The sequence below is a fragment of the Streptomyces sp. HUAS 31 genome, assembly GCF_028198125.1.
Taxonomy (GTDB): Bacteria; Actinomycetota; Actinomycetes; order Streptomycetales; family Streptomycetaceae; genus Streptomyces; species Streptomyces chartreusis.
Window position 1 is genome coordinate 4,329,144 of the sequence record NZ_CP116353.1, and the last position, 12,427, is coordinate 4,341,570.

Sequence of the window (12,427 nt, forward strand, 5' to 3'; positions counted from 1 at the left end):
GTGGTACGTGGTTGCTCGCGCAGTTCCCCGCGCCCCTGAAGGGGCGCGTCCAGTGCACGTACTTCAAGGGGCGCGGGGACTGCGCGACCAGCCCCCACCCACCCGCAGCCGCCCCGGAACACCCGGCCCCGAGCTACTAGGCGAACACGACCGTCCGCCGCCCGTTCAGCAGAATCCTCCGCTCCGCATGCCACTTCACGGCCCGCGCCAGCGCCTGGCACTCCACGTCCCGCCCGACCGCGACCAGTTGGTCCGGGGTGACGTCGTGTCCGACCCGCTCGACCTCCTGCTCGATGATCGGCCCCTCGTCGAGGTCCGCGGTGACGTAATGGGCCGTGGCGCCGATGAGCTTGACGCCCCTGGTGTGTGCCTGGTGATACGGCTTCGCGCCCTTGAAGCTCGGCAGGAACGAGTGGTGGATGTTGATGATCCGCCCGCTCAGCTGCTTGCACAGGTCGTCCGAGAGGACCTGCATGTAGCGGGCCAGCACGACCAGCTCCACACCCTCCTCGCGCACGATCTCCAGAACCTGCGCCTCGGCCTCGGACTTGTTGTCCTTGGTCACCGGGATGTGGTGGAAGGGAATGTCGTAGGACCCCGCGAGCTCGGCGAAGTCGGTGTGGTTGGACACCACGGCGGCGATCTCCACCGGCAGCGCCCCGATACTGGCGCGGAACAACAGGTCGTTCAGGCAGTGCCCGAACTTGCTGACCATCAGCAGGACCCGCATCTTCTCCTCGGCCCGGTGGATCTGCCACTCCATGTGGAAGGAGTCACCGATCGCCGCGAAGCTCGCGCGCAGTTTGTCCACCGTCACCGGCGCCTCCGCCGAGAAGTGGACCCGCATGAAGAACAGTCCCGTGTCACGGTCGCCGAACTGCTGACTGTCCTCGATGTTGCAGCCGGTCATGAAGAGGTAGCTCGACACGGCGTGCACGATGCCCTGCTTGTCCGGGCAGGACAGCGTGAGGACGTACTGTTCGGCAGGGACCGCGGCTCGGGTGGACTGCTCATTCATGCAGCACAGGGTCCCATATCCCACGCCTCCGACGGGCAGCCGTCCCGCTACCCGGACCGCCCGCCCGGCACCGGCCGGAACGTCACGCGGAACGCGTCATGATCCGCAGCACCTCGAGCGTGCGCGGCGGGGCCTCCGGGTCGTCGCCGTCGGCCATGGCCATCCGGACGTGCGCGTCCCGCGCCGCCCGCACCGCCTCCGGCCACTGCTGGTTCTCCATATAGGCGGAGACCGGCGCGTCCGGGCCGACCTGGTGCATGATCCGCAGCACCCGCAGCACGGCGGTGTCGACGAGCGCCGCCTCCTGCGAGTCCCGGAATATCGTGCCGACGTACTTCTCGGCGGACCAGTTGTCCAGCCAGGTGTCCTCGACCAGGCGGTAGACGGCGTCGGTCACGTCGCCGTACCCGTCGACGCCGGCGAGCCAGACGTCCCGCTGGAAGACCGGGTCGGAGAGCATGTGCAGCGCGGAGCGCACATTGCTGCGCCAGCGCCACCACGGCATGTCGTTGAGTGGCATGCCGCCCATGGTGGATGAGCGACGGCCGCGACGGGAAGAGCTATCCGAACCTTGCACGGTCACCGATCGTACGTTCCCATTCATTCTCGCCTCACTCGCCCCCGCAATTCACCTTCTGGTCACCTCTCGATAACCGAGGGTCACGCGCAGGTTTGTTGTGTGGCGGAATCGTGCGTGTCCATGACCGGCAGGCCACGCATGCGCAGCACCCTCCTCCCCAAGATCACCAATCGGCCCGTCAGAGCAGCGGCTCGCTCTGCGGCAGCACTGGTGGCGTGTGCGTCACTCGCCGTCGGATGTGGTGTCATCCCCGGTGCCACGGGGGGTTCCGGGGATGACACGATCACCGTGATGACCTGGGCCCCGCAGGACACCAAGGCGACCAACAAGCCAGGTATGCCGGCCTTCGCGCAGGCGTACGCCCGCTGGGTCAACGCCCACGGCGGCCTCGGCGGCCGCAAGCTGAAGGTCATCACCTGCAACGACCACAACGACAGCGTGGCCGCCGCCAAGTGCGCCGACCGCGCGGTCGAGGAGAACGCCGTCGCGGTCGTCGGCTCCTACAGCCAGTACGGCGACACCTTCCTGCCCTCCCTGGAGGGCGCCGGCATCCCGTACATAGGCGGCTACGGCGTCACCAACGCCGAGTTCACCAGCCCGCTCTCCTACCCCGTCAACGGCGGCCAGCCCACCCTGCTTGCGGGCCTCGGCAGGGAGCTGGGCCGCTCCTGCGGCCCCGTCGCCCTGGTACGGCCCGACACCATCGCGGGCGACGAACTGCCGCCGCTGCTCAACTCCGGCCTCAGGTCGGCCGGGCACGCGGCCCCCGACGACCAGCTCGCCGACGAGGACGCCACCTCCTACGACGCCCAGTCGGTGCGGGCGCTGAACCACTCCGCCACCGCCGCGTCCGACAAGGGCTGCGTGGTGCCGGCCCTCGGCGACCGCACCAGCACGTTCCTGGACTCGTTCCGGCGCGCTCGCAAGGACTACCCCGAGGTGCGCACCGCCGCCGTCCTCGGCAGCGTCGACCAGACCGTGATCAACGCGACCGGCGGGGCGTCGACGTACGACGGCTCGTACATCACCGGCTGGTACCCGGTCGCCAGCGACCCGCGCTGGGACCCGATGAAGAAGGTCATCAGCGAGCAGGCCTTCGGCGACAACCGCATCGACCCCGCGGACGCCGGCGTACAGACGACGTGGATCGCGTACACGGTGTTCAAGAAGGTCGTCGAGTCGATCGGCGACGGCGCGGTGACCGCCGACTCCGTGCGGGGGGCGCTGAACGAGGGCCTGAAGGTGCCCACGGGCGGTCTGACGCCGACCCTGCAGTGGAAGTTCCAGGACGTCCTGGCCTCCGTCGGCTTCCCCCGGCTGGTCAACCGCGCGGTGACCCTCCAGGTCGTCCGGGACGGCCGGCTGGTGGCGGCCCGCAAGGGCTTCATCGACGTGACGAGGACGCTCCAGAACGCCGACCTGAACTGACCCGCCCGGTCCGGCCGCCCCGCTTCCCGCGGGCGGCCGGTGTCCGCGCCCGTACTACAGCTGGGTCGGCTGCCGCTCGGTCAGGCCGTACTTCTTCGCGATCTCGTTCCACAGCCCCGACGCGGTCTTCTTCTGCTCGCTGGCGGTACCGCTCGCGCGGTTGCCGGCCTGGGTCTGGCCTGTGGAGCGGGCCTGGCCCTTCTTGCACAGCTTCTTGTTGCCGGCGACCTGGTCGGCCCACGCCGCGTAGTGGTCGTCGGCGGACGCCGACGCCTGCCACGCCTTGTTCAGCGCGCCGGTCAGCGCGGCGTGGTTCGGGAGCTGGTCGACGGAGAGCTTGGAGAGGTCGGTCACCAGCTGGTTGCGCTGGCGGGCGGCGTCCCGCAGATCCTGGGCTGCCTTGCCGAGGTTGTCGCAGGACTTCACGGCGTCCACCGCGTTGATCACGGACGTACGGCTGTCGCCGCTGTCGGCGAGCAGCTTGTCCAGGGCGACCGCCTGCTGCTCGGCCGGGTCGGCGGACGGCGAGGCGGAGTCCTCGTTCGCCGGGGCCGTGGCGGAGACGGGTTGGTTCTCCTCGCCCTTGTCGTCGTCCCCGCCCCCGCCGGCGAGCAGCGCGCCCGCGCCGATGCCGAGGACGGCGATCCCGACGCCCACGGCGGCGATGAGCGGCAGCCGCGATCCGGTACGGCCACCGCGGCCGCCCCGTCCGCCGTCGTCGTCACCGGCACCTTGCTGCCCCGGCGGGAAGAACGCCGGCGCCTGCTGGTGCTGCTGGGGCTGCTGGAAGCGCGGCAGGTGCTGGGTGGCCCCGGCGGGGGCCTGGCCGGCCGAGTCGCTGCGGAAAAGGTTGTCGAAGTCGGACAGCGGCTGCCGCTCCCCGCCGCCCGGCCGGTCGGTCACCGGCGGGATGTACTGCGTGGCGTCCGCGTCGCCCCCGGAGACGGGCGGCATCGGCCCGGCGCCGCCGGCCTGCCCGGCCCGTCCGAGCACCTGGGTGCTCTCACTGGACACCTCGGGCGGCAGCGCCCCCGGTCCCACCGGCGGGATGAACTGCGTCGCCCCTTCGTCCGCGGCGGGCGCGGCGACGGGCGGGAGGAAGCTGGTGGCCTGGTCGTCGGCGCCCCTGGGGCCACCGGCGACCGGGGGTATGTACTGAGTGGCGCCCTCGTCGGCGGGCGGCAGCGGGGCTCCGAAGCCACCGGCGGGCGGCAGCGCGGCGCCCTGCCCGTGCCGGCCCTCGGGCGGCAGCGGCGCGGACGACGTCCCGCCCTGTCCGTAACCGGCCGGCGCGCTCTGGCCGTACGACGGCGCACCGGCCGCCGGACCCTGCGCCCCGCCCCCGTACAGCCCGCCGTCCTGTGGCATCGGCTGGGCCGGCATGCCACCCCCGGCCTCCGGCGCCGCGCCCCACGGGGCCGGCGACGGCGACTGGTACGACTGGTCGTGCTGCGGCAACTGGTAGGCCTGGTTGTCCGGCTGGGGCGACTGGTACGCCTGGTGGTCCGGCTGAGGCGACTGGTACGCCTGGTGGTCCGGCTGAGGCGACTGATACGCCTGATGGTCCGGCTGAGGCGACTGATACGCCTGATGGTCCGGCTGAGGCGACTGATACGCCTGGTGCTCCGGCTGCTGGGGTGCCTGCCCCGGCTGCTGCCCCTGCCGGCCCCACTCGTGCCCGGGCTGCGTGCCCCAGGCCTGGCCCTGCGCGGGCGGGTTCTGCTCGGGTCCCCAAGGGGTGCCCCATGCCTGACCGCCCGGCGGTGCCGAGGGCGGGGGTGCGGTCGGCGGTGTCGCCGGCACCGAGGTCGGCCGGCCGCCCTGGTCGCCCGTCATACCCGGCAGCAGCGGCTCACCACCGTCGGAGGGCAGCACGATGCCTTCGCGCGCGGGCCGCGCCGAGGGCTCCTCGCTCCGTCCACTCTGCGTCACCGGGGCTCCTACTAATGGGGGACCTTGTGCATCGTCGGCTCACGCTACCGGCTCCGCCGATCCGGGTGCCACGCAGCCCGGGACGTGACCGTGATCCCTGTGACCGCGCTGACACTCGGGTCCCCCAACCGCTGCCTTTGTCCCCCTCAGTCGGCCGGCATCTTCATTTCCCCGCCGTTCACCTGTAGGTGCCCGGTGATTTCACGCAGCCGCCTGAAGATCCAGACGTGCCCCGAACTCCCTGACCACCGGCTCGTCCCGGAACGGCTCCAGCCGCTGCTGGAAGTCCTCCAGATACTCGGCGCCACGGTTGGAGCGCAGGGTCTCCAGGAGCTCGACCGCCTTCAGGCCGGTGTGGCAGGCCTGTTCGACCTCGCGCTGCTGCACCTGAGCTGTGGCGAGCAACACATATCCGATGGCCCGGCGCCGTGCCTTCGTCTCCGGAAGCCCGGCGAGCGACTCCTCCGCGCGGCGCGCCGCCGCCTCGGCCTGACCGAGATCGCGATGGCAGTGCGCCAACTCGTCGGCGAGGTAGGCCTCGTCGAAGTGCTTGATCCACGCCGGGTCGTCCCCGGACTCCGCGTCCGCCGACTCCAGCGCGCCCACCGCGCGCCCGGACGCCAGCTGGGCGGCCCGCGCGTCGCCCATCAACGCGTGCCCGCGTGCCTCGGCCGCATGGAACATGGCCTCCGCACGAGGGGTCACGCGCCCCCGTGCGCCTTCCTGCGCCGCCCGCGCCAGCTGCGCGATCTCGCGAGGGTTGCCGAGCTGGGCGGCGAGGTGGCTCATGGAGGCGGCCAGCACATAGCCGCCGTATCCACGGTCGCCCGCCGCCTGAGCCAGACGCAGCGCCTGGATGTAGTAGCGCTGGGCGAGCCCCGGCTGACCGGTGTCGACGGCCATATAGCCGGCGAGCTCGGTCAACCGCGCGACGGCCGCGAAGAGTTCCCGTCCGATCGCCTCCCGGTAGGAGCCGGCCAGCAGTCCGGAGACGACGCTGTTGAGGTAGTGCACGACGACCGGGCGCACATGCCCGCTGCCGTACTGGTGGTCGAGGTCGACCAGCGCCTGTGTCATCGCGCGCACGGCCTGCACGTCGGACTGCCCCACACGTGGGCCCGCCGAGCGCGACACCTGCGAGTCCGGGGACGAGATCAGCCAGTCGCGGCTGGGCTCGACCAGCGCGGACGCGGCGACGGACGAGCCGGACAGGAAGTCCCTGCGGCCCACGTCACTGCGCCAGAGCTCACAGACCTGCTCGATGGCTCCCAGTACCGTCGGCGAGAACTGGAGGCCGACGCCGGACGCGAGATTCTTGCCGTTGGCCATGCCGATCTCGTCGATCGTGACCGTACGGCCGAGTTTGCGGCCGAGCGCCTCGGCGATGATCGCCGGCGCCCGTCCCCGCGGCTGCTGTCCGCGCAGCCAACGCGCCACGGACGTCTTGTCGTAGCGCAGATCGAGACCGTGCTCGGCGCCGCACATGTTGACCCGGCGGGCCAGCCCGGCGTTCGAGCAGCCCGCTTCCTGGATGAGCGCCTGCAGCCGTTCGTTCGGCTGTCGCGCGACGAGAGGCCTTGCGGCCATGGCGTACCCCCTGTGGCTGCGGTGCCTGCCCACGCACCGAGTTGACGTGTCTTCCACGGCCGGATCCGGCCCGGGGGCACTGGCTGTGCACCGCAAGAATCCGGCCGTGAAGATCAATGCCCCGTCGGCATACCGAAAATGCGAGGCTTGTGAGGATTGCCGGGGTAAAGGCGGAAGCCGACCCCACAGTGGGCTACCCACACCCGGCCGCCGATCCTCCCGCGCGCCCCCACACATGCACCCATGCGCCCCAGATGAGAAATCAATGCTCCTCCCCCGCGCGCGCGACGCCCGTAACCCGAGGTGGGTGCGGGAGTTGTGTTGGGCGTGGAAGAGACGATCCCGGCCACCGAAGCCGCACAGATTCCCAAGCAGCGCGGCGAAACGCTGCTGGAGACCGCCGTTCGCTATGCCGAGGAGCGTCACTGGGACGTGTTCCCGGGGACCTGGCTGGAGGCCGTCGACGGCGTGCAGTACTGCTCGTGTGGTGACGCCGCCTGCCCCGCGCCCGGTGCGCACCCCGCGCGCCCGGACTGGGCGTCACAGGCGACCGGGAGCGCGACGGTGGCGCGACGGATGTGGCAGAAGCAGCCCACCGCGTCGATCCTGCTGCCGACGGGGCGCACGTTCGACGCGATCTCCGTCCCGGAGACGGCCGGGTTCCTGGCCCTGGCCCGGATGGAGCGGATGGAGCTGTCGCTGGGGCCGGTGACGCTGGCGCCGGACCGCCGGATGAACTTCTTCGTGCTGCCGGGTGCGGCGGTGAAGGTTCCGGACCTGGTGCGCAAGTTGGGGTGGTCGGTCGGGTCGCTGGACCTGGTGGCGCTCGGCGAGGGGGCGTACGTCGCCGGGCCGCCCACGCGGTTCGGGTCGCGGGGTGCCGTGCAGTGGGCCTGCCGGCCGACGCCGGCGAACCGGTGGCTGCCGGACGCGGAGGAGTTGATCTCGCCGCTCGCCTACGCGTGCGGGCGGGACCGGTAGCGCCGGTCGATCTGCCACGCGTTCACCGTCGGCGACTGCGGATTCGTCGTGGCTTGTCGCGCAGTTCCCCGCGCCCCTTAGGGTTGGCGTTCATGACGTCGGCCGTAAGTGTGAGTGGGCTCTGGAAGCGGTTCGGGCAGCAGGTTGCCGTTGCGGGGATCGATCTTGAGCTGCCCGCCGGGAAGTTCATCGGGCTCGTCGGTCCGAACGGTGCCGGGAAGACCACGACCCTCTCCATGGTGACCGGGCTGCTGCGGCCCGATCAGGGGTCCGTCGAGGTGGTCGGGCACGACGTCTGGCGCGACCCCGTCGAGGTGAAGGCGCGGATCGGGGTGCTGCCCGAGGGGCTGCGGCTGTTCGAGCGGCTCTCCGGGCGGGAACTCCTCGCGTACACGGGGCGGTTGCGCGGGCTGCCCGGCGCCGAGGTCGACAAGCGGGCCACCCAGCTGCTCGACGTTCTCGATCTGGCGGGCGCCCAGCACAAGCTGGTCGTCGACTACTCGACCGGTATGCGCAAGAAGATCGGGCTCGCGGCGGCGCTGCTGCACAATCCCGAAGTGCTGTTCCTGGACGAGCCGTTCGAGGGCGTCGATCCCGTCTCCGCGCAGACCATCCGCGGCGTCCTGGAGCGCTACACCGCCTCCGGCGCGACCGTCGTCTTCTCCTCCCACGTCATGGAGCTGGTCGAGTCGCTCTGCGACTGGGTCGCCGTCATGGCCGCCGGCCGCATCCGGGCCCACGGCCCGCTCACCGAAGTGCGCGGCGAGGCCGGCTCGTTGCAGCAGGCGTTCCTCGAACTCGTCGGCGCGAACGGCCGCGACACCGCCGCCTCCGACCTCGACTGGCTGGGCGGCGGGGCCCGATGAGCACCGACGTGACCGGCGTCTTCGTCCGGCTGAAGCTGTCGCTCCTCGTCAACGGACTACGGCAGTCCGGTGGCCGCCGGGCCGCATACGTCGCCTCGGCCGTGGTGGCCCTCCTCTTCGCCGCGCTGCAGCTCCTGGGCCTGATCATGCTGCGCGGCCACGCGCACGCCGACACCGTGGTCGTCATCCTGGTCGCGGTCCTCGCGCTCGGCTGGGCCGTGATGCCGCTGTTCTTCCCCGGCGGGGACGAGACCCTCGACCCGACGCGGCTGGTGATGCTGCCGCTGCGCCCCCGCCCGCTGGTCCGGGCCCTGCTGGTGGCCTCCCTGGTCGGCATCGGCCCGCTGTTCACCCTGTGCCTGCTCACCGGTTCGGTGATCGCTGTGGCGCACGGCGCCGCCGCGTACGTCGTCGCCGTAGTCGCCGTCGCCCTGGCCCTGCTGGTGTGCGTGGCGCTCGCGCGGGCCGTCGCCGTCGCCAACATCCGGCTGCTGACCAGCCGCAAGGGCCGTGATCTGGCGGTGCTGAGCGGACTGGTCATCGCGATCGGCGCGCAGGTCGTGAACTTCGGCGCGCAACGGCTCGGCGCCTCGGGCCTGGAACCGCTCGACCCGGCGGCGGACGTGCTGCGCTGGGTGCCGCCGGCATCCGCGATCGGGGCGGTGCGGTCGGTGAGCGAGGGGTCGTACGGGATCGGGGCGCTCCAACTCGCGCTGAGTGCGGGCACCCTGCTGGGACTGATCGCCGTGTGGTCGCGTCATCTGACCCGGCTGATGACCTCCCCCGATGGCTCCACGCTCCAGGCGGCCGGCGAGTCCGCCGTACGGGAGCGGACCTCGACGGGCCTGTCCCGGCTGCTGCCGGCCGGGCGCACCGGCACCGTCATGGAGCGCAGTCTGCGCTACGTGTGGCGCGACCCGAAGACCAAGGCGGCCTGGGTGACCTCGCTCGCCATCGGTCTGATCGTGCCGCTGTTCAACGCGTTGCAGGGCACCGGCTCGATCTACTTCGCCTGTTTCGCCGCCGGGATGCTCGGCATCCAGATGTACAACCAGTTCGGGCAGGACACCTCGGCGTTCTGGATGGTCGCGATGACGATCTCCTCGCCCCGGGACGCCTACGTCGAGCTGCGCGGCCGGGCCCTGGCGCTGCTGCTCATCACCCTGCCCTACGCCGCCCTCGTCACCGTCCTGACGACGGCACTCATCGGCGACTGGCCCAAGCTGCCGGAGGTGCTGGGCCTGTCCCTGGCCCTGCTCGGCGCGATGCTGGCGACCGGCGCGTGGACATCGGCCCGATTCCCGTACTCCATCCCGCAGGAGGGCTACAAGAACGTCGCTCCCGGGCAGTCGGGGCTGGCCTGGATCTCCATCTTCGGCGGCATGATCGCGGCCGCCCTGCTGTGCGCCCCCGTCCTCGCCGTGACGATCTGGCTGAACGTCAGCGAGGGCGGGGACGACTGGACCTGGCTGCTGCTGCCCGGCGGAGCGGCGTACGGGGCGGCGATCACATTCCTGGGCCTACGCCTGGCGGCCCCACGAACGGCGGCCCGCCTCCCGGAGATCCTGACGGCGGTGAGCAAGGGCTGACGGTCCCGCAACGCCCCTCAGGGGCGCGAGGAACTGCGCGACAAGCCACGAACCACCCGCAGCCGCCGCCCCTCAGCACGCACCGAGCTCAAAGGCGCCCGGCATCAACCGGTCCGCACCGCATCCAAGAACGGCTCGATGGCCCCCCGCCACCCCTCGGGCTGGTCATAGTGCACAAGATGCCCCGCATCGGACACCTCCGCGTACTCCCCCCGCGGCAGCACCCGCACCATCTCCTGCGCCTCGGCCCGCCCGAGCTCACCGTCCAGCCCCCGCACGACGAGCGTGGGGCACTGCACCTGCGTGAGCTCCTCCCAGTGCGCGTCGTACACCCAGGTCTCCCGGGACCGCAGCATCTGGTCCGGCACGAAGACCGGCCGCCAGCCGTCCTCGCACTCGTGCATGACCTCGGCGTAGAACTCGCCCCGGGCGGGGTTGGGGCGCTCGACCCATGGGTCGTCCTCCCCGAACCACTTGCGTACGTCGGCGAGCGTGGCGAAGGGGACGGGCCAGGACTTGAACCAGTCCGACCACTCCCGCTGCGAGGCCGCGCCGAGCGCGGAGGCCCGCATGTCGCAGATGATCAGGCCGCGCACCAGATCGGGCCGCTTCGCGGCGAGCTGCCAGGCCGTCAGCGCGCCCATGGCGTGGCCGACGAGGACGGCCTGGGCGAGGCCGAGCTGTTCGAGGGCGGCCTCGGCGTCGTCGACGTATGCCTCGCGGGTGAAGGCGGCCTGCGCGGGCTTGTCGCTGCGGCCGTGACCGCGCTGGTCCAGGGCGACGGCGCGGTGCCGCTCGGAGAGCCAGCGGGCGGTGGAGGCCCAGTGCGAGGCGCGGCCCATCAGGCCGTGCAGTAACAGGACACCGAGCCGGCCGTCGTGCTCTTTCGCGGGGTCGGTCTTGGGAGGGTCGCCGAACTCCCAGGCCGCGAGACGTACGCCGCCGGTCCCGGTCACGTCGATGCGCCGCGCCATCGGTCTGGCCCCCCTAGATCCGCTCGGACCGCGCGAGTCGGACGGTCCTGTCATCCGCGTCCTGCTTGCCGTGCCTGCCGTATCTGCCGTCGCCTCCGCGAGCACCTTGGGCCACCTGCGTCACCTGCGCCGCACGTGTCGTGGATGCCCCCGCACGCGATGTGCATGTCCTGTGTGTCTGACGTGATCTTATGCGCACATTCCTGAAGCGCACGTTCCGCATGACCCGTCACCCCGCAGACTATCGAACCCCTATTCGAAAGAACGGGTCGCGCGGACAACACCCCTCATTCGAGTGACCCCCTCCAAGGATTGATCGCCACCGTCGAGGGGAGATCTTCACCGGGAGGCGGACCGCTCGGGGAAACCGGTCCGAAGGGGATGACCTTGAGAGCTCGGGGCTCCAGGTCAGCACAGGGGAGGACAGGCCCCGGCGCCACACGGCGCCGGGGCCCTCTCCACGTTCACGGCACATCCTCGCGCCCCCTCCCCGGCCGGACGCATCACTGTCCGTCACGACCAAGAGCCCTCAGGTCATATGCCTCACGCGACAGCCTCGCACGCGAATCCGCCGTGCGCTGCAATTCCGCGTACTGGATCTTGGAATGGAAAAGATCGACGGATCACCACAACTCCCGTTCCCCTACCGGGAATTACACGGGGGAGAACTCGAGATGGACGACTGCCGCCGGTCAGCGCTTCGCGACGAACACATGCGAGGCGACGTCCGCCTCCAGCTCGGCCGCCTCACCACCGCTGCCCACCAGCACACCGCCCGCGGACTCGGTCACGCTCACCACCGAGCCGGGCTGCACGCCCGCCCGGCGCAGCGTGTACATCAGCTGCGCGTCGGTCTGGATCGGCTCACCGATCCGGCGCACCACGACCGTCTTGCCCTCGACACCCGGGTCGAGGTCGGCGAGCGAGACCATGCCCTCGTCCAGGAAGGGGTCGGCGCCGTCCTTCTCGCCGAGCTCCTCCAGGCCGGGGATCGGGTTGCCGTACGGCGACTCGGTGGGGTGGCGCAGCAGCTCCAGCACACGGCGCTCCACCGCCTCGCTCATCACGTGCTCCCAGCGACACGCCTCGGCGTGCACCTGCTCCCACTCCAGCCCGATCACATCGACGAGCAGACACTCGGCGAGGCGGTGCTTGCGCATGACGCGGGTGGCCAGCCGGCGCCCCTCGTCCGTCAGCTCCAGGTGCCGGTCGGACGCCACGGACACCAGTCCGTCGCGCTCCATCCGCGCCACCGTCTGGCTCACGGTCGGTCCGCTCTGGTCCAGCCGCTCGGCGATCCGGGCGCGCATGGGGACCACACCTTCCTCCTCCAGCTCGAGGATGGTGCGGAGATACATCTCCGTGGTGTCGATCAGTCCGGACATACGTGCCCCTCGATTAGCTCTGCGATTAGCTCAGCCGGAAGCGAGACAGCTCCGCGGCGCGTGCGCTGGCCCTGCACTCAATTCTGC

10 protein-coding genes are annotated in these 12,427 nt (G+C 71.2%); 4 read left to right on the forward strand and 6 right to left on the reverse strand.

The window, feature by feature from the left end:
- Positions 1 to 136: 136 nt before the first annotated feature.
- Together purU and PGH47_RS19035 are read right to left on the reverse strand one after the other, a co-directional pair.
- Complete coding sequence (gene purU / locus PGH47_RS19030; RefSeq protein ID WP_030957250.1) at positions 137 to 1,018, reverse strand: formyltetrahydrofolate deformylase; 882 nt, start codon at positions 1,016 to 1,018, stop codon at positions 137 to 139.
- An 82-nt stretch (positions 1,019 to 1,100) separates the two neighbouring features.
- Positions 1,101 to 1,601, reverse strand: coding sequence for an SCO4402 family protein (locus PGH47_RS19035; RefSeq protein WP_093748808.1), 501 nt, complete (start codon positions 1,599 to 1,601; stop codon positions 1,101 to 1,103).
- 117 nt (positions 1,602 to 1,718) lie between these two features.
- Here PGH47_RS19035 and PGH47_RS19040 point away from each other — a divergent pair, with 117 nt between their 5' ends.
- Positions 1,719 to 3,026 carry an ABC transporter substrate-binding protein gene (locus tag PGH47_RS19040; protein ID WP_271664437.1) on the forward strand — a complete coding sequence of 436 codons (1,308 nt, stop codon included), beginning with the start codon at positions 1,719 to 1,721 and terminating at the stop codon, positions 3,024 to 3,026.
- Between the two features lie 54 nt (positions 3,027 to 3,080).
- Here PGH47_RS19040 and PGH47_RS19045 read toward each other — a convergent pair whose 3' ends face one another.
- Together PGH47_RS19045 and PGH47_RS19050 are read right to left on the reverse strand one after the other, a co-directional pair.
- Positions 3,081 to 4,958 carry a hypothetical protein gene (locus tag PGH47_RS19045; protein ID WP_271664438.1) on the reverse strand — a complete coding sequence of 626 codons (1,878 nt, stop codon included), beginning with the start codon at positions 4,956 to 4,958 and terminating at the stop codon, positions 3,081 to 3,083.
- Positions 4,959 to 5,159: 201 nt separating this feature from the next.
- Positions 5,160 to 6,545 (reverse strand): transcriptional regulator, encoded by a 1,386-nt coding sequence (locus tag PGH47_RS19050; protein WP_150501701.1) that lies wholly within the window; start codon positions 6,543 to 6,545, stop codon positions 5,160 to 5,162.
- A gap of 318 nt (positions 6,546 to 6,863) precedes the next feature.
- Between PGH47_RS19050 and PGH47_RS19055 the strand changes: the two genes are divergently transcribed.
- From PGH47_RS19055 to PGH47_RS19065, 3 genes are all read left to right on the forward strand, one after another.
- Positions 6,864 to 7,526, forward strand: coding sequence for a bifunctional DNA primase/polymerase (locus PGH47_RS19055; RefSeq protein WP_126902288.1), 663 nt, complete (start codon positions 6,864 to 6,866; stop codon positions 7,524 to 7,526).
- 92 nt (positions 7,527 to 7,618) lie between these two features.
- Positions 7,619 to 8,392 (forward strand): ABC transporter ATP-binding protein, encoded by a 774-nt coding sequence (locus PGH47_RS19060; RefSeq protein WP_271664439.1) that lies wholly within the window; start codon positions 7,619 to 7,621, stop codon positions 8,390 to 8,392.
- A complete protein-coding gene (locus PGH47_RS19065) occupies positions 8,389 to 9,981 on the forward strand; it encodes a transporter (RefSeq protein ID WP_271664440.1) in 1,593 nt (530 codons plus the stop codon). The genes PGH47_RS19060 and PGH47_RS19065 overlap by 4 nt, the downstream gene beginning before the upstream one ends.
- A gap of 104 nt (positions 9,982 to 10,085) precedes the next feature.
- Here the strand turns inward: PGH47_RS19065 and PGH47_RS19070 are convergent, their stop codons facing one another.
- Positions 10,086 to 10,955, reverse strand: a complete 870-nt coding sequence (locus tag PGH47_RS19070; protein WP_271664441.1) for an alpha/beta fold hydrolase — start codon at positions 10,953 to 10,955, stop codon at positions 10,086 to 10,088.
- A 692-nt stretch (positions 10,956 to 11,647) separates the two neighbouring features.
- Positions 11,648 to 12,340, reverse strand: coding sequence for a metal-dependent transcriptional regulator (locus tag PGH47_RS19075; RefSeq protein ID WP_004000347.1), 693 nt, complete (start codon positions 12,338 to 12,340; stop codon positions 11,648 to 11,650).
- Positions 12,341 to 12,427: the final 87 nt, after the last annotated feature.

What these genes read in the sequence shown, in the direction of transcription:
- PGH47_RS19050 (WP_150501701.1), bottom strand. Translation starts at nt 6,545, where the DNA reads ATGGCCGCAAGGCCTCTCGTCGCGCGACAGCCGAACGAACGGCTGCAG.
- PGH47_RS19060 (WP_271664439.1), top strand. Translation starts at nt 7,619, where the DNA reads ATGACGTCGGCCGTAAGTGTGAGTGGGCTCTGGAAGCGGTTCGGGCAG.
- PGH47_RS19070 (WP_271664441.1), bottom strand. Translation starts at nt 10,955, where the DNA reads ATGGCGCGGCGCATCGACGTGACCGGGACCGGCGGCGTACGTCTCGCG.
- PGH47_RS19040 (WP_271664437.1), top strand. Translation starts at nt 1,719, where the DNA reads ATGACCGGCAGGCCACGCATGCGCAGCACCCTCCTCCCCAAGATCACC.
- purU (WP_030957250.1), bottom strand. Translation starts at nt 1,018, where the DNA reads ATGAATGAGCAGTCCACCCGAGCCGCGGTCCCTGCCGAACAGTACGTC.
- PGH47_RS19065 (WP_271664440.1), top strand. Translation starts at nt 8,389, where the DNA reads ATGAGCACCGACGTGACCGGCGTCTTCGTCCGGCTGAAGCTGTCGCTC.
- PGH47_RS19075 (WP_004000347.1), bottom strand. Translation starts at nt 12,340, where the DNA reads ATGTCCGGACTGATCGACACCACGGAGATGTATCTCCGCACCATCCTC.